General features: G+C 56.0%; 13 protein-coding genes. 4 read left to right on the top strand and 9 right to left on the bottom strand.

The window, feature by feature from the left end; genetic code table 11:
* Positions 1-53 precede the first annotated feature (53 nt).
* The 3 genes from HY011_07440 to HY011_07430 all read right to left on the bottom strand — a co-directional run bounded on the left by HY011_07440 (position 54) and on the right by HY011_07430 (position 4,762).
* Complete coding sequence (locus tag HY011_07440; GenBank protein ID MBI3422757.1) at positions 54-1,436, bottom strand: TIGR03013 family PEP-CTERM/XrtA system glycosyltransferase; 1,383 nt, start codon at positions 1,434-1,436, stop codon at positions 54-56.
* A 38-nt stretch (positions 1,437-1,474) separates the two neighbouring features.
* Positions 1,475-3,184, bottom strand: coding sequence for an AAA family ATPase (locus HY011_07435; GenBank protein ID MBI3422756.1), 1,710 nt, complete (start codon positions 3,182-3,184; stop codon positions 1,475-1,477).
* An 87-nt stretch (positions 3,185-3,271) separates the two neighbouring features.
* Positions 3,272-4,762 (bottom strand): hypothetical protein, encoded by a 1,491-nt coding sequence (locus HY011_07430; protein ID MBI3422755.1) that lies wholly within the window; start codon positions 4,760-4,762, stop codon positions 3,272-3,274.
* Positions 4,763-4,993: 231 nt separating this feature from the next.
* Between HY011_07430 and HY011_07425 the strand changes: the two genes are divergently transcribed.
* Positions 4,994-5,284, top strand: coding sequence for a hypothetical protein (locus HY011_07425; protein ID MBI3422754.1), 291 nt, complete (start codon positions 4,994-4,996; stop codon positions 5,282-5,284).
* Positions 5,285-6,006: 722 nt separating this feature from the next.
* On the opposite strand, the gene HY011_07420 is transcribed toward HY011_07425, so the two are convergent.
* From HY011_07420 to HY011_07400, 5 genes are all read right to left on the bottom strand, one after another.
* Positions 6,007-6,780: a response regulator transcription factor gene (locus HY011_07420; protein MBI3422753.1), complete on the bottom strand. Its 774-nt coding sequence runs from the start codon at positions 6,778-6,780 to the stop codon at positions 6,007-6,009.
* A gap of 808 nt (positions 6,781-7,588) precedes the next feature.
* Positions 7,589-8,803 carry a PQQ-like beta-propeller repeat protein gene (locus HY011_07415; GenBank protein ID MBI3422752.1) on the bottom strand — a complete coding sequence of 405 codons (1,215 nt, stop codon included), beginning with the start codon at positions 8,801-8,803 and terminating at the stop codon, positions 7,589-7,591.
* A 57-nt stretch (positions 8,804-8,860) separates the two neighbouring features.
* Positions 8,861-9,535, bottom strand: coding sequence for a hypothetical protein (locus HY011_07410; GenBank protein MBI3422751.1), 675 nt, complete (start codon positions 9,533-9,535; stop codon positions 8,861-8,863).
* Between the two features lie 34 nt (positions 9,536-9,569).
* A complete protein-coding gene (locus tag HY011_07405) occupies positions 9,570-10,667 on the bottom strand; it encodes a hypothetical protein (GenBank protein ID MBI3422750.1) in 1,098 nt (365 codons plus the stop codon).
* 112 nt (positions 10,668-10,779) lie between these two features.
* Positions 10,780-11,430 carry a queuosine precursor transporter gene (locus HY011_07400; GenBank protein ID MBI3422749.1) on the bottom strand — a complete coding sequence of 217 codons (651 nt, stop codon included), beginning with the start codon at positions 11,428-11,430 and terminating at the stop codon, positions 10,780-10,782.
* Between the two features lie 165 nt (positions 11,431-11,595).
* Between HY011_07400 and HY011_07395 the strand changes: the two genes are divergently transcribed.
* Both HY011_07395 and HY011_07390 read left to right on the top strand, forming a co-directional pair.
* A complete protein-coding gene (locus HY011_07395; GenBank protein MBI3422748.1) occupies positions 11,596-12,234 on the top strand; it encodes a nitroreductase family protein in 639 nt (212 codons plus the stop codon).
* A gap of 14 nt (positions 12,235-12,248) precedes the next feature.
* Positions 12,249-13,031, top strand: coding sequence for an alpha/beta hydrolase (locus HY011_07390; protein MBI3422747.1), 783 nt, complete (start codon positions 12,249-12,251; stop codon positions 13,029-13,031).
* 108 nt (positions 13,032-13,139) lie between these two features.
* Here the strand turns inward: HY011_07390 and HY011_07385 are convergent, their stop codons facing one another.
* Entirely contained in the window at positions 13,140-13,817 is a 678-nt protein-coding gene (locus HY011_07385; protein ID MBI3422746.1) for an alpha/beta fold hydrolase, read from the bottom strand.
* A gap of 214 nt (positions 13,818-14,031) precedes the next feature.
* Here HY011_07385 and HY011_07380 point away from each other — a divergent pair, with 214 nt between their 5' ends.
* Entirely contained in the window at positions 14,032-16,578 is a 2,547-nt protein-coding gene (locus HY011_07380) for a HEAT repeat domain-containing protein (GenBank protein MBI3422745.1), read from the top strand.
* Positions 16,579-16,685 lie beyond the last annotated feature (107 nt).

Below are 16,685 nucleotides of genomic sequence, written 5' to 3'. Positions count from 1 at the left end.
GTTCTTCCCGTCCTGTTTCACCATCACCGGAAGTCTAATCTTCGGTTATAGCGTTAGCGGCCCAGCCTGCCGAAAAACACCACCCGCAACGTCTCGAAAAGAATCACCGCATCGAGCAGCGGCGATTGATTCTTGATGTAGTAAAGATCGTATTGATGCTTCATGCGCGCATCTTCGACCGACGCGCCATAGGGATAACAAACCTGCGCCCAGCCCGTGATGCCCGGCTTCACCAAATGGCGCTGCGAGTAATACGGCAGCACTTCGCTCAACTGCTGGACGAACTGGCGGCGTTCAGGGCGCGGCCCGATCATGCTCATCTCGCCGCGCAGCACGTTGATGAATTGCGGCAACTCGTCTATGCGCAGCTTGCGAATGATGCGGCCCACGCGTGTGACGCGCGGGTCATCCTTGCTGGCCCACACCGCGCCGTTCTTTTCGGCATCAGTGCGCATCGAGCGGAACTTGATGATGTGGAACGGCTGGTCGTGCTGCCCCACGCGCTCCTGCGAATAAAAGATCGGCCCCGCCGATTCCAGCTTGATCAACAGCGCGGTTAGCAACATCAGTGGCGCGCTCAGGACTAACCCGATAGAGGCGATGATGATGTCGGCCACGCGCCGCACGCGGCGGTAAAAGCGTATCCAGCGCATGTTATCAGCGAAGATCAATTGGCTCGGTTGCAAGCGATCCGTGCTGATTTTGCCCGTCAGACGTTCAAAGAAATTCGCCCAGTCCTCAACCACGACATCATCGCGCAGCTTCAGGTTCAAGAGCGTATCAAGCGGCATGCGGCCCCGCCGGTCGGTCAACGCGACCACGATGCGGTCGGCGTTATAACGGCGTGTGACGGCTTCCAAATCGTCGGCAGTGCCGATCACGCAAGGGTTGATCAGGCTCTTTCCAATCAGCGCCGGGTCATCGCCGATGAAGCCGACGACCTCATAACCTGCTTCGCGCCGATTCAAAACCTCACGTGCTAAATCTATCGCCTGCTGTTCAGTGCCCAGAATAATGACGCGCTCAGCCAGCCGTGGATGGCCCAGCAACCAGCGCGCAATCAGGCGCCAGCCCGTCATAATCGTCAGCATCAACGCCAACTGCGTCAGGAAAACGCCGCGCCCCAGCATCAAATGCGGCAGCAGGTAAAAGAGCAGCGCCAACAACATCGCCGCCAAACCCAAGGCCTGGCACAGGCGAATCGCCAGCACGCTCAAGCGGCGGATCATGCCGAAATCGTAAAGATCAAAAAGATAAAACGCGCCTTGCGTCACGGCCATCGCCACCAGCAGTTTCAACAACCCTTGGCGCTGGGTCAGCACTGCGCCCGCGTCAGCGCCAAAACGCAACAGGATCGCCATGAGGCCGCAACCGTAGATCAAAGCTCCTTCAAACAGCATCAACAGGAACGTTCGTTTCCAGTGCTTGGCTTTCATCGCGCCTGACTCCTTCTAACCAGTTTCACCCGCACCCGTTATTTCGCCACGCGGTTGAGCACCACGCCGCAAATGTCTTTTTCATTGAAGAGCGACACGGCCTTGGCCATCTGTTGCGTCGTGGTCATACCTGGGCGGATCACCAGCATGGTGGCGTCAGTCAGTCCCGCCAACAGATTGGCATCGGCGCTCTCGAGCAGCGGCGACGAATCGAACAAAATAAAATCGTAGTCCGGCTCGCACATTTGCAGCATTTCGTGAAAGCGCGGCGCGGCCAGCAACTCCGCTGTATGCTGAACTTTTTCGCGCGTCGGCAAAATGTTGAACCCCGCCGGTTGCACCCGCAGCGCCGCGCTGTTCGGCCCCAGGCCACGATGCACGGCCTCGCTCAACCCCAGCGGCGCGTCAATGCCCAACAGTCGCAGCACCGAAGGATTCGCCAAATCGCAATCCACCACCAAGACGCGTTGCCGCGCTCGCGCTAGCGCGCCCGCCAAATTGAGCGCCACGCAGGTGCGCCCTTCACCGGGCAGGGCCGAAGCCAGCAGCACGCGTTTGCACAGGCGTTTGTATGAAACCGAAATCAAAGAAACCGCCACTTGATCGAAATAGCGGGCCGCGCGCGGATTGAAATCCGAGAGCGCGATCAGATGCGGGTCAATCCGTGTCGGATCGAGCAAGACTTCGCGCACGCGCTCAACCGGCTGGCGCAATTGCGCCGCGAGTTGCTCCGGCGTACTGCGCCGTAATCCGCCGGTTTGCGGCGTCAACACGGGCGCTGCGTGACGTTGCAAATCCTGTTCAGCCTGTTGCCGCCGCACGACAGCCTCGTGGTTGGCCGTGTTTTGCCAATCACGCATTTCGGGCAAGGCCTGCCGGGGCTCCACTTCGCGCACCGGCAAACGCGGGCGGAGCGGCTCGGCCAGGCGCACGGTCTCGCGCGCAAAATCAGCGGCTTGGCGCTGCGTCAGATTGTTGGCCAACCGGTCTTCAATCGTCGGCGCATGCGGTTGCGTCTCTTCGTAGCGGCGCTGAAATTCCAGCAACCGGTTGTAATCCAGCTTGGCCGTGACGCGCTGTTGATGGGCCGGCAACGGATGCGGCGTCGGTTGTTTTACCGACGGCTGCGCGCTGACGGGGCGCGCTTCGCCGCGTTTGGTGGCGACGTGAAACGACGTTGTCAACGGATGCGTTAGCTCGCGCCGCCCCGTTTGCTGGCGCGTTTCAAACGCCTGGGCGTGTGTATTGCCATTGACCAGTTCGGGATTCGCGTAACCATTGCCATTGCCGTTATTGCCATTGACCTCGGTGCGCGCTTCATTCCGTGCCGCGCGTATGCTGCGGCCAAACTCCAGGTTCATCTGTTGCAACTCAGCCAGTTTCTTGTAGTAGTCCAACTTGGCCGTCGCCTTGCGCCCTTGACTGCGTTGCGAAGGATGCGTTGGTGGGGGCGCAATGTATTCGCCCGCGACCTGGCGCGCGGGCGGGCCATCCGCTGGTGATTTTTGATATTCGTTCAATTGCGCAACCTTCGAGGTTTCCGCCGTCGCCGCTGCGTTAAGCAACCCGCTGACTTTATTCCCCACTCGTCTGACAGAAGGCGCATCGAATAATTGCAGTACGTCATCGCCAGACACTTGATAAGACGCGCCGTTACGGCTCGGCGCCGCTAGAGATTCATCAAGTACCGGCAGCACGTTTTCGTCGTCGGCCCAAAATTCTTTTGGAAGCGATTGGTTGCTGTTCACGGTCAGCTTTCTACTTTTGCCTTTTTGCGATCTTTGCGTCCTTGCACCTTTATCCATGACCACCTCTTTCACCCTGCGGCTTGCCAGTTATTTGTTCCCCAGTACTTCAAAAAGCCCGCTGCCGTTGAGCAGCAGCGCAAAGATGGGAACGCAGGCGGCCACGATAATCACCACCAAGGCGACACGTGTAACTTTTTGACGCCGCATCAAGCTATGCTCCACCGGCGTCAGTGTTTCGGGAATCAATCCCATTACCGGCGCGCCGAGGTAATACTCGACGTCGCGCTCATCCTGAATCCGGAAGAACTGGCGCGCCTCAAGCACCGCCACAGTTAATAAGCCCATCCCCAGCGCCAGGCCCAACGCGATCAATTTGAGCAGCGTGCGATTGGGCGCGGCTGGTTTGGAAGGCAAAAAAGCCGGGTCAATCACCCGAAACAAGTTCAAATTCGGGCCGATATGCATGTTGTTCGTGGCTTGTTGCAACGCTTCCTGCTTATCCAGCAAACGAATATAACGCTTGCTCAGCCGCTCATACTCGGCGTCCGTCGCCGGATCAGGGATTGCCGCGCTATTTGGCGCTGCTGCGCTAGGGCCAGCATTGGGCAGGTTGGCCAACTCTTGCCGTTTACTTTCAAGATTGCGTTGGGTAATGGCCAACTCGGTTTTTTGTCGCTCAAGTTCGCGTTCCAAACCGCGCAATTCACGGCCTTCCGGCGTGGCCGCCACCGCCTGCGAACCCGGGGTGCTGCGCTCCATCTTCTCAATTTGTAAATTGAGTTCCTGTGCTTGCGCCCGCGCCTGTTTCAGCTTGGGGTTCTCGTTGGTGTACTGTTTTTCAAACTCCTTAACCTGCGCGTCGAGTTCAGCCTTTTTGGTGATTAACACCCCGTAGGAACTGTTGGCCGTGGCGCCGCTTGCGACGACAGTAGCGGATTTCGCCACTGTTTGCTGTTCAGCAATTTGCTGTTGCTGTAAGGCAATCTGTTTATCGAGTTGAAACTGTTTATCGTTGAGGGCATTGATTTCAGACAAGAGCGTGCGCCGCAAGATGCGGGGGTCTTCTAGCGCCGCCCCGCCAGTGGCCGTCGTTTGTGAGCGCAAAGTCGCTAAGCGTTGACTGGAAATTTTGCCCAAGGGGCTTTCCATTTCGCCCAGTTGCAACTCAATATCTTTGATCTCTTTGGCAGCCTGTTGCCGCAACGATTCATTGGTATCAGTGAAATTGGCGACCATGTCAGCCACGACTTGCTTGGCAATTTCAGGATCAGTGTGCCGGTACGAAACCAAGATTGTTTCGGGAAATTCCGGATAAAACTGGCGCAGTTTGATCTCGATCTTAATCTCTTTGCGTAAGCGTGTGGCAGTAGCTTCCAAGTCTTCATCACCCTTATTCAGCTTATAAGTTTTGATCAACGGCGCGAGACTTTCGCGGCTGACCGCGCGTTGTGTTAACGCGGCAATTTGCGCTGCCAGCGACTGAGTTTCATCGCTAGGCTTGGTTAAAATTGCCAGTTGCGCGCGGGATTCAAAGACATCCGGCAGCTTCTTAATGACTAGCCATGATGCTTGCAACATTGCGGCGGCTACTAAAAGAAGCAAGCCTTTTCGTCGCCAAAGAATCGCGCTGAAATCACCTAAGCTTCGGGGCCTGAAACTTGCCATCCTATCACCTCACATTAAATAGCTACTCAACCATAACTGACGAAATCTAATTCTTGTTACCGGCTTTGCATGGAATTCGGTTCGGATTGCAGTAAATCAATCTCTTCGCCCGTAGGGCGTTGCTTTTTTGTTAGGCGCATTTGGATGCCGGTCGCCACTGCCAAAAAAACAATACCAAAAAATAACAGCCACATTGGCTCAGCAAGGGATGATGAAAAAGCGAACATTGAAACCTCTCTGCCTCTCTTGATAGATAAGCGATGCAATACAGTGCCACCTGACATAACAGAAGCGGAAGCATTGGGGGTACTTTGTACTCCGGAGAGCGCGTCATTAGGACGCTGTGTGGGGGTAGCTAGTAGCCTCACTGTTACCAGCCAGGCTATCGGAGTTTGTGCAACTATTCGTGAAGTGGAAGAGCAGAAACAAAACTAGCCGCTGAACTGGGCTGACCCTGGAATCAACTACTGCCTTATCCACCGCTCGATAGTTTAACCGCCAAACTTCGTTACCACGAGGCTCCCTAGCACCTGTCACGCCACAACGCGCGCTTTCAATTAGCAGGCATCACAAACTTGGCTTAGGCGAAAATCTCCACACACTCCGAGTATAGGAGAAGGGTTACCGACCTCACTGCTAAAGTAAGAAGTCGGGAGCGCCTTACCGCTTTAACTTATGATTGCCTCTGACGGCTATATGAATACATCATTTGTTCTCGGTGGACATCGGCCAGCGTGACTATTTTAAGCGCGCAATGCATGGCTAAGTGCTGCTATTGTCGAGTATTTAGTACTCATGTGTGACCCCCGTATAGCAGATATGTGTGGGTTACTGTCTAAATAGGTGAGGCCAGCAAACAATAAGGCTGTTTGTGCTATCCGGCTGGCAGTCCCGTTTGCTGATATTGGCAAAGAGCTACATTGTTGCCTTAATTATGCAGACAACAAATAACTTGAATTAAAAATACTGTCTGGGTTTGGGAAATGACTGGAAGCTTTCGTACTTGTTGGCAGGTTACCATCAAGTAAAGTTAAATTGGCAGCACTGCTGTTTGGAAGTAGTAGCGCAGCAAATCGAACAGGGCAAAGAATGATTGGATAAAGACTGCTAAATTTTATTTGTTTGGTGCCAATCAGAGGTTCATTGCTAAGCCAAAACTACATGGGAGGCTTGGCTAAGCCGTGACGATAAGAATAGATTGCTAGCTCAAAACGGTCGCCAACTTCCAGTTTTGAAAAGACCGAAGAGAGGTGATGACGCACGGTGATCACACTAATGCAAAGACGATCAGCAATCTGTTGGTTGCGCAGCCCTTCTCCGATTAAGGTGACGACTTCACGCTCACGTTCGGTTAAACGTGCAATCTTGACCGCTTCGTAATCATCTTGCGGTTGATTTTTCGGACGCCACATTTCAGCCACTTGGCGTTCTTTTTCTGAAAGGGCGGGCGCCGCTGCCGGAGTATCTGCGGAGGGCGTGCGCGTATTCCAAAGGTCGCTCAGCACGCGCGCCATAAGCACGCCATCAAGCCACACCTCACCCGCCGAAACCTTACGAATTGCTTTGACTAATACATCTCCGGCTTCCAGCTTGCGGACAATTCCCATGGCGCCGCTGCTAATGGCGGCGTGATGTACATCGAGATCGTATACGCCGGTTAGAATGAGAACTTTGGCTTTGGGCGCAACCGTTAACAGTTCACTTAGGCAATTAAGGCCATGACTGTCGCCGAGGTCTAAATCCAATAAGATAACATCCGGCTGTTCGGACTGCGCCAAGGCCACGGCTTCCTTACAACTTGCCGCATCACCGACCACGTGCAAGCCTGATTGTGATTCCAGCAGCAAGCGTAAACCTTCGCGCACGATGACTTGATCGTCAATCAACTGTATGCGAATCGGTTGGGCAACTGAGCCGGGCATTGGTTTCATAATGTCACTTTTTCTTTCAAGCTCGAGAGCAGGATTTAAGTAGGTGGCGAACAGCGTTTAGTGACTTGCGGATAAGCCAAAGCGCTACGCTTTTACAGGGTATGGCGACTTACCTCTTTAGGTAACGGGCCAAATAGAGGAGAGGGGTCTTCTATCCCAAACTTAGGCACAAGGCACAGAGTTCAGAATTTAAGTGCTGAAACAGCGACTTAAACCACGGCAAGCTGGGGGATGGATGGTGTCAGCTTGATTAGATAACAACCGGGAAAAAATCCCTGCAAGGGAGCTGTTACAATTACGATCGGTAATGTACTGGCTTCCCTTGCAAGAACGGCAGAATGTGTTGGCTAGCCTTGACTGCGAAGTTGGCGATCAAAACCTTATCTGCTTATAAAGCCCAGTGATGATAAGGCAACCCGCTTCGAAGCTTTGACCCGCCGACACTGCAAAGCTCAAGCTGGATTCCTAAATCCAACTGAAGCTCTAGTCCCTGAAAATCCACAGACACTCAATAGTGGAAGAGCTAACGAAACATTACACCTTATGGTAGGAACAAGCGGTCTAATACAAGCAGATAGCGCTACCGCGCTACTGCTATAAGCCATCTGCCTGTTATGGCCTTGAAATTTAATTCTTCATAGGCATGCATACCCAGACATAAGACACACAGCGCTTTTCCCGCTATGCTTGAAATGCTTTCGTCTAGAGTGTTCAGCAAGACTCAAAAATTGGCTGGAATATCCTTCGGCGCTTCGCTTCTTCGTGGTGAATGTCTTTTCTTTCTATAGGCGCGGGCTAAAGGCGCGAGTTATTCCAAGCTCCACAACGCCAGTGCCGCCTCATCTTTTACCAAAATCCGTTTCCCGCCCACCACCGGATGCGCATACGTCGCACTGTCGGCGACGGCGTATTTGGCCAGTTGTTTGAAGCCCTGCGCGCTCTTTTGCACGGCGAACAGATTGCCGTCCGCAGTCAGCATCAACAGCGCAGCGGGCGTATTGAGCAGCGCGGCGTTCGCGCCATCGCGGCCTTCGGTCGTCCACAAGACTTTGCCGGTCGCGGCTTCCAGGCAAAAAAGCTGGCCTTTGCGTTTGTTGGTGAAGCCGAAGAAGTGTTCGCCGGAAAGCACGGGCGAATTCATGTACATGGTCAGTTCGGCGTTGTGCCAGACCTGTTGCGTTTGCCATTGTGCGGCCTGTTTCGTCACGCGCACGGCCAGCGTGCCTTTGCGGACGCCGGAAAGAATCAGCAGGTCTTTGTATTGCAGCGGCGTAACGATGTTCTCGTCCCAATCGTCAGCCCAGGGTAGCGTCCAGAGCAGTTGGCCGGTTTGCGCTGCGACGCCGATGACCGACTTGCGCGTCATCGTGACCAATTGCCGCGTGCCGCCCAGCGTCGCCAGAATCGGCGATGCGTAACCGGGGCCGTCGCAATCCAGCTTCCAACTTTCTTGGCCGGTCTTGGCGTTGACGGCGATCATCTGGCCGTCGCGAATGTCGTCGCCCACGTGGACGATGACGTTGCCGCCGTCAATCAGCGGCGACATCGCCGTGCCGCAAAACATCTTTGACGTATTGGGCACGCCGAAATCCCTGCGCCATTTCAACACGCCGGTCGCGGCGTCAAAACACGAGAGCACTGCGCTGACACCCAACGTGTACAGATGGCCTTGATAAAGCACCGGCGTCGAGAACGGCCCCTTGCCCATTTGCGTGGCGTACTGGTTTTTATTGAAGCCGGAGGGGTAGCTTTGGCTCCACAGCAGCTTGCCGATGTTGTAATCGAAGCAGGAAACGACTTCGGTTTCGTCTTTGCGTGAATGCAGCCAGACCTTGCCCTGGCTGACGACGGGCGAAGAGTAACCGCCGCCGACCGGTGTTTTCCAAACGAGTTTGAGCTTTTCGGGCCAGACGGCAGGCGTGGCGAAATCGTTGACGACGCCGTCGCGTTGCGGGCCGCGCCATTGTGGCCAATCTTGGGCTAGTGTGGTCGGAGTGCTGATCGCCAAAAGCAGATAACTCAAAAACCGAAACGTGCTGCTTGCTCTTTTTAATTTCATATTGAGTTGTCGCCCGCGCAGTTATTTGGTTGTTTGGCTGGCAAGATTTCTCAACGCCTCAATATTACAGGCGTTGTATGGGATTTCTGTTGTATGCAGTTTTAGCTTTAGCTTCTTGGCCTGGCCCAAGCGGAGAAAAGTCTCGAAGGGCATTGAGATACCAAGCAATTCTTTGTGGTAGCTGTAGCTGTCAGGCTGTTTCTCTCCTACCCCATAGTTTTCGGCACGAGATTGAATAATTTCTGCATCCCCAATATCCAGCTTTTCGCCATCAATCTCGAAAATTACGCGCCGCCCAACGTTGTATCTAGGGGCGGTATCTTGTGAAGTAAACAACAGCGCAACCTTGTCTGGCGCGCGTGGAGTTTTGCCGTGATAAGTGAAGAAGGTCTGTAACATCAACCCGCGTTGTGGTTCATCGGAAATTGGCGGCTCACCAAACTGCCGGGTTGGGCGGGGCGGTTCCGATGTGAGAAACCTTCCTACCCCAGTATTGATCGTTCCATAGATCAGCCGAGGAAAAAGCTGAACAGTGGTTTCATCGGTGTCTTTGTTATAAGTAGTGATGATCTTTCCACATTTGAATTGGCGAATGTTAGATGGCGTCGGAGTAGGGGCTGGTTGTTGTGCCAACCCAATGGAACCGCAAATGGTCAAATAGCCAATCGTGACACAGGTCAATACAAGTTTGTGCATACCTCCTCCTTGGAATCCTTGAAATGTTCAGCGTTCAATACACACCCTCAACCACCGTCGTCTGGAAGCGCGAAAAGGGCCGCACATTGCGCACGCCATCCCACGGATACTGCTCGCACGGCGCTTCGCGTTCGCATTCGTCGCGTTCCAGAAAGCGCGGCATGAAAAATTCCTTGGTCAGCGTGGTCAGGCGCGCGCGGCCCGTTTTGCCGTACTCGACCAACTCGGTCGGATTGTCGGGATCAATCACTTCGATCATCGCGCGTGGCGCGGGCGGATAATAGATGATCGCCCAGTTGTCTTCCGGGTCGGGCACTTTGTGCGTGGCGAGGCCCATCAGGGTGTTGCCATAGGTCGGGGCGAAATATGCGCCTTCCATCAACTCTTCGACGGCGAAGCGGTGGAATTGCGGGGTCATCTCGGTGCCGCCGCAAAAGACGCCGGTGATGCCGGCTTTCTTGAGCGAAATCTTTTCGCACAGTGCTTCGAGCAGCTTGGGCGTGGCGAACATGCATTTGACCGTGTCGTGCGCGCGCAGGATGGTGAGCGCCTGTTCGATGACGTGGGCTTTGTATTTTTCCATCATCTGCATCTCGCCCATCTTGATGAGCTTGATGACCCAGCGCGGATCGAGGTCAACGCAAAACGCGATGCCGCCGCGCACCTGGGCCAGATGCTCGACTGCGAGGCGCAAACGGCGTGGGCCAGACGGGCCGAGCATCAGCCAGTCAGCGCCTTTCGGGAAGAATTCATCGGGCAGCGTTTCGCTGAAGTTGGAATAGTCAATGCGGAAGTCGTCTGAAGCGATGCGCGATTTCGGGATGCCGGTCGAACCGCCGGTTTCAAAGGTGTAAATCGGTTTGTCGCCCAAGCCTTTCGGCACCCAGCGCCGCACGGGGCCGCCGCGCAGCCATTCGTCCTGAAAGAAGCCGAACTTGTCCAGGTCGGCGTAGCTGTTGACGTCTTTCAGCGGATCGAAGTCCAGCGTCTTGGCGCGTTCGAGCCAGAACGGCGTGCCGGTGTCGGGATGGAAATGCCACTGGACGACTTCGCGCGTCCAGATGTCGAGCGCCGCGCGGGCGTTGTTGATGCGGGTTTGAAGATCGGTGGATGTCGGTGATGCTGCACTCATTGCTTGCCTGCCTTTTTAGAATGACGTTGAAGTAATTGGGAATTGGTCAGCGCTAAAACTGTAACTAAAAACGCCACTGGCGATGATTCGGTTTCCAACTAATACTTTTGGCTTATGCTTCCAGCGAGAAGGGTGTGAACTTGGTCTCGCGGTCATAATAGTCTTCGTTCTCGGCCCGTTTGAGGAAATTGACCACGCGATACGTGACCGGCGTGGCGACCGCTTCCCAGCCGACCTTGAGCACATAATTGGTCGCCATCACCGCCAGCACCTGCTGCGGCGTCCAGCCCGCCGCGCCATAAAACGCCAGCGGATAAAAGATCAATGAATCTACGCCCTCGCCCACGATGGTTGAGCCAATCGTGCGCATCCACAGAAAGCGCCCGTCGGTGCGGATTTTCATTTTCGCCAGCACAAATGAATTGGCGAATTCGCCCGCCCAGAAAGCGCACAGTGAAGCCAGCACAATGCGCGGTGTCGAACCGAACACACGCTCATACATTGGCTGTCCGTCCCAGCCGGGCGCGGGCGGCATCGCGACAATGACGTAAGCCATGAACGCCGCAAAGACCTCTGCGCCAAAACCCGCCCAGATCACCCGCCGCGAACGCGCATAGCCATAGACTTCGGTCAGGACATCGCCGAACACATAACTGAGCGGAAAAAACAGAATGCCCGTGCCGAAGGTGAAGCCAAAGAAAGTGCTGCGTTTTTGCACGCCGATGATGTTGGCGCACAGCAGCACCGTCACAAACGCCGCCATCACCAGATCGTAGTATTTGTACTGGCGGCGCAACGGCCCTGAATCAGAATTGTTCAAGCGTGGGGTTCTCCTCTTTCCGGATTCGCATGATGTGAGATGAGCCGGTATTATTCTGCATCGGCGCGGGGCTTGTACAGCCAGCCGCTATTCCCACAGGAGAAACACATGGAACTTTATGAAGCAATGACGACGGCAGGCGCGACGCGGCGCTTTCTGACCGAGCCGGTGCCGGATGAAACGCTGTCGCGCGTCCTGGACGCCGCGCGCTATGCCCCCAGCGGCGGCAATCGCCAGGGCTGGCGCGTCATCGTGGTGCGCGAAGCCGCCACCCGCCGAGCTTTGCGCGATCTTTATCAGGAACCTTGGGGCGAGTATGTCGCGCGCTGGTATCCGCTTGCGCCGGGCGCTGAAACTCCGCCCAAGCTGCAACGCTCCAACGAATTCGCCGCGCATCTGGATGACGCGCCCGTGCATTTGCTGGTTTGTGTGCAGCGCTCGGCGCTCAATGTGACCGACCCGCAGGCCAATCCCAGCATCACGGGTGGCGCGTCGGTCTATCCCTTCGTGCAAAACCTGCTGCTGGCCTGTCACGCCGAAGGCCTGGGCACGGTGTTGACCACGCTGCTCGGCACGCGCGAAGCCGTAGTGCGGCGGTTGCTCGAATTGCCGGATGATTACGCCTTTGCCGCGCTGGTGCCCATTGGCTATCCCGCGCCGGGCGCCAAGGTGACCAGGCTAAAGCGGCTGCCAGTGGCGGAGTTCGCGGTTTGCGAGAAATTTGGCGGTGCGCCGTTTGGCGGATAGTGCCAGCAGTATCTATGGAGCACACACTTACCGGCGAGTTTCGCTATCACGAAAACTTTGCTTCGCAATTCCTCGGCAATCAACGCACGCTGATCGTGTATCTGCCGCCCGGTTATGACTACGAAGCGGAGCGCCGTTACCCGGTGTTGTACCTGCACGATGGACAGAACGTGTTTGATCGTGCGACGGCGTTTATGGGGCAGGAATGGCAGGTAGACGAGACGGCGCAGACCCTGATCGAACAAGGCAAGATCGAACCGCTGATCATCGTCGGCATTTACAACACGGGCGAGCAGCGCATCAACGAATACACCCAGACGCACGACGAACGAAAACACGCGGGTGGTCAGGCAGGTTTGTACGGGCGCATGCTGGTCGAAGAGATCAAGCCCTTCATTGACCGGCGTTATCGCACGCGGCACGAACCGCAACACACAGGTTTAGGCGGCTCATCGTTAGGCGGCTTGGTGACGCTGCATCTGGGGCTGCGCTATCAGCAATACTTCGGCAAATTGCTGGTGATGTCCCCTTCGGTCTGGTGGGATCGCGGCGTGATCCTGCGTGAAGTTGAATGGTTGCGCGCCAAACCTCCGACGCGCATCTGGCTGGATATGGGCAGCAGGGAAGGGCACATCCTGCTGGAACAGGCGCGCATGCTGCGCGACCGGTTGCTGGCCCAAGGCTGGCAGTTGAAGGCCGATTTGCATTACCACGAAGCGCGTGGCGCGCGGCATACCGAAAGCGCCTGGGCCAAGCGCGTCGGCCCGGCACTGAAATTTTTGTTTCCGGCAAAATAGTCAGTGGTCAGTGGTCAGTGGTCAGTGGTCAGTGGTCGGTAATTTAGCCTGCAAGTGCAGCCAGAATCTGCTACTGACCACTGACCACTGACCACTGACCACTATTTCTCAATGAATCGTCTGCTGGCTCAACTGCATTTTCAGCCAGTCCGCCACCTCGCGCAGCGAATCCCCTGAAATCGTGTGACCCATCTCGTATTCCCGATAAGTCAGGGACACGGGCAACTCGCCCAGCCGTTCGCGGGTCGCGCGCCCGTGACTGATGGGCAGGATGTTGTCTTCGGTACCGTGAGCGACAAAGACGGGCAGGCCGATCAGACGGTCAGGCTCGGCAAGCGTTTCCAGGCTGCTGGGCATGATGCGCCCGCTCAGCGCGGCGACACCGGCAATCAACTCCGGTTCGCGCAACGCCAGATCAAGGCCCATCATCGCGCCTTGGCTGAACCCCAACAGATAAATCGCGTTGGTATCCACAGGATAAGCGGCCAGCAATTCGTCGAGAAAGCGGCGCAAGATCGTGCGCGCCTGTTCGACTTCGTGCGGATCAATCAGGATGCCTTCGGGCGTGAAACCGAGCCGGAACCAGGCGTGCATTCCCAAACCCAGCCGCACTGGTGCGCGCGCGCTGATGACCAGGAAGCGCTCATCCACATACGGCGCGAGTCCGAACAGGTCGTCTTCATTCGCGCCGTAACCGTGCAACAGCAACAGCAGCGGCGCTTTTTCGTCACCTCCAGTTTTCGGCGGCGCAGAGTGGTGAAAGAGTGAGAACGATGATTCGTGCATGGGTTGTCCTTTGGAATGGACGCCAGGGTGCGCGATGGACGGCGAGCGCGTCAAGGGGATTTGGGGCTAGGGGCTAGGGGCTAGGGACTAAGGGCTGATGTTGTGGAGCGGAGTTGTCATCCCATAAGCAACCGCAACTATTGATCGTTTGCTAACCCCTAACCCCCCCTATTCAGCGCTTGCAACTCCGGCGCTGAAAAATGAAACTACGGCCATGATCCTCCAAGACAAATTGATGCACCCGGCACTGCTCGATCCGCGCCAATGGGGCAGCGTTGATCTGTACGACGCGACGCTCAACGTTGACCGCGACCCCGTGCAAGGCGCGGTGCAGCATACGCCTGACCGCCGCTTTGCCGTCAAACACCTGAAACTTGAACTGTATTTCGATGACGAACAGGAAGCCGTCAGCGGCAGCGCCAGCCTGACCTTCGCGCCCTTGCAGGATGGTTTGCAATTGGTCGAACTCGACGCCGCCGAACTCGATGTGCGCAGCGTGCGGCTGACGCGCCACGCCCGTGTTGACGGTGGCAAGGTGGTCGAAAACGCCGAGGTCTCGCGCAAGCTGCAATTCGAGACCTACCGCGAGACGCTGGCAATCGAATTGCCGCGCAGCTATTCGCGTTACGACCAACTGACCGTCGAGATCAACTATTCCTGCCATCCGCGCAAGGGCCTCTATTTCATCAAGCCCGACGAGGCCTACCCCGGCAAACCGCGCCAAATCTGGTCGCAAGGCCAAAACGAAGACGCGCATTGGTGGTTCCTCTGTCACGACGTGACCAATCAGAAGATGACGACCGAACTGATTGCCACGGTCAACGCCAAGTATTTTGCGCTCTCAAATGGCACGCTCGTCGCCGTCAGTGACAACGAAATCGCACGCACCAAAACCTATCACTGGCGGCAGGAGCAGCCGCAGCCGGCCTATCTGGTCACGGTTGTCATTGGCGAATACGAATTGATCGAAGCGCGTTACAAAGATTTGCCGCTCGCTTATTACGTTTATCGCGACCGCAAGGAAGCAGGCGCGAAGCTCTTTGAACGCACGCCCGAAATGATTGAATTATTCGAGTCGAAGTTTGGCGTGCCTTATCCCTACGCCAAGTATGCCCAAATTCTGGTGGATGATTTCCTGTTTGGCGCGATGGAAAACACCACGGCTTCGACTTTCACCGACCGCTGTTTGCTGGACGCGCGCGCCGCGCTCGACGTGAATTACGAAGACATCGTCGCGCACGAACTGGCGCACCACTGGTTCGGCGATTTGGTGACGTGCAAAGACTGGACGCAGATTTGGCTCAACGAGAGCTTCGCCACTTACAGCGAATATCTCTGGCGCGAACACACGCGGGGCCGCGATGAAGCGCGCTTCGTGCTCTTTCAGGATTGGCTGACCTATCTGCGCGAAGACCTGACCAGCCACCGCCGCGCGCTGGATTGCAACCGCTACCGCTTTTCTGAAGAATTGATGGATCGGCACGCTTACGAAAAAGGCGCGTGCATCCTGGACATGCTGCGCTGGGTGCTGGGCGATGAAGCCTTCTTCCGCGCCTTGCGGTTGTATCTGGAAACGCACGCGCACGGCAACGGCGATGCCCAGGCCTTCAAAGACGCGGTGGAAACGGCGACGGGGCAGAACCTCTATTGGTTTTACGACAACTGGCTGCACGGCGCGGGCTATCCCGAATTGGAAGCGAGTTATGAATGGCACCGTGAAAGTCACCTGTTAAAGCTCTCAGTAAAACAGGTGCAGGAACTGAAAGACGGCGCGTCCCTCTTCAAATTCCCGGTTGACGTCGAAATCGTGACGACCCCCGCTCCAGAGGCTGCGCCGGAACGCCAAACCGTGCGTGTCTGGCTGGAGCAGCAAACGCAGGATTTTTATTTCCCCTGCGAAACCAAACCGCGCCTGGTGCTCTTCGACAAAGGCCATCGCCTCTTCAAACTGATGCGTTTTGAAAAGTCGGCACAGGAACTGATCTTCCAACTCAACCACGATGAAGACTTGCTGGGTCGCATCCGTGCTGCCCGCGAACTCAGCGTCTATAAAAGCACTGAAGCCGTCGCGGCCTTATTCAACGCGCTGCAAGCCGCCGAACATTACGGCGTGCAAATGGCCGCCGCCATTTCGCTTGGTGAAATCGGTACCGAGGACGCTTTGGAAGCGCTCTCAGAAACATCACCGGCCACATTACATCCAGCCGTGCGACGCGCTTGCATTTATGCGCTGGGCCAGTTCAAAGACGATGGCAGCCTGGGGCAACTGAGCGACGCTTTGCAACACAGCGAAAGCTATTTCGTCACGGTCGCGGCCATCCGCGCACTCGCCAAACGCGGCGGTGAACGCAGCTTCGAGTTGTTGAAAGAAACGCTGGCGCGCCCTTCCTGGCAACAGGTGATTGCGCAGTCGGTCTTTCACGGCTGGGCACAGGCCAAAGAGAAACGCGCGGTGGATCTGGCGCTCGAATACAGCGTCTACGGTAAACCTGTGCCGTTGCGGTTAGCCGCAATTGGCTGCCTCGGTACGCTCGGCAAAGAGTTGCACAAAGATGGCCAAGCCGACCGCCTCGTGGACGCGCTGTGCGAATTGCTCAAAGACAAAAACATCCGCGCCCGCGTGACGGCGGTGCGCGCATTGGGCAAAGTTGGGAATAAACGCGCGCTCGGCCCCTTGCGCGAAATGCAGCAGCGCGAGTGCCTGGATCAGTTGCGGGGCGCATTGCTGGATGCGATTGCAGGGCTGGAAAAGAAGGAATAACGATTTGCCGAAAACCAGGCCGTACAGTATAAAAGTGCGGCTGAATGAGCATTCATTCAACCCGGCATTACACAGGCTTTATCCTAACCCAATTCAACTTTCACCAG

The organism is Acidobacteriota bacterium, from assembly GCA_016196035.1.
Classification (GTDB): Bacteria; Acidobacteriota; Blastocatellia; order RBC074; family RBC074; genus JACPYM01.
The sequence above is the reverse complement of the archived record's forward strand: the minus strand, read 5'-3'. Positions and strand labels throughout refer to the sequence as shown.

Bases quoted from the DNA above. Each gene is read 5' to 3' on its own strand.
- HY011_07440 (MBI3422757.1), bottom strand. From the start codon at position 1,436: ATGAAAGCCAAGCACTGGAAACGAACGTTCCTGTTGATGCTGTTTGAA.
- HY011_07430 (MBI3422755.1), bottom strand. From the start codon at position 4,762: ATGTTGCAAGCATCATGGCTAGTCATTAAGAAGCTGCCGGATGTCTTT.
- HY011_07425 (MBI3422754.1), top strand. From the start codon at position 4,994: ATGCCGGTCGCCACTGCCAAAAAAACAATACCAAAAAATAACAGCCAC.
- HY011_07420 (MBI3422753.1), bottom strand. From the start codon at position 6,780: ATGAAACCAATGCCCGGCTCAGTTGCCCAACCGATTCGCATACAGTTG.
- HY011_07410 (MBI3422751.1), bottom strand. From the start codon at position 9,535: ATGCACAAACTTGTATTGACCTGTGTCACGATTGGCTATTTGACCATT.
- HY011_07405 (MBI3422750.1), bottom strand. From the start codon at position 10,667: ATGAGTGCAGCATCACCGACATCCACCGATCTTCAAACCCGCATCAAC.
- HY011_07400 (MBI3422749.1), bottom strand. From the start codon at position 11,430: ATGGCGGCGTTTGTGACGGTGCTGCTGTGCGCCAACATCATCGGCGTG.
- HY011_07395 (MBI3422748.1), top strand. From the start codon at position 11,596: ATGGAACTTTATGAAGCAATGACGACGGCAGGCGCGACGCGGCGCTTT.
- HY011_07390 (MBI3422747.1), top strand. From the start codon at position 12,249: ATGGAGCACACACTTACCGGCGAGTTTCGCTATCACGAAAACTTTGCT.
- HY011_07385 (MBI3422746.1), bottom strand. From the start codon at position 13,817: ATGCACGAATCATCGTTCTCACTCTTTCACCACTCTGCGCCGCCGAAA.
- HY011_07380 (MBI3422745.1), top strand. From the start codon at position 14,032: ATGATCCTCCAAGACAAATTGATGCACCCGGCACTGCTCGATCCGCGC.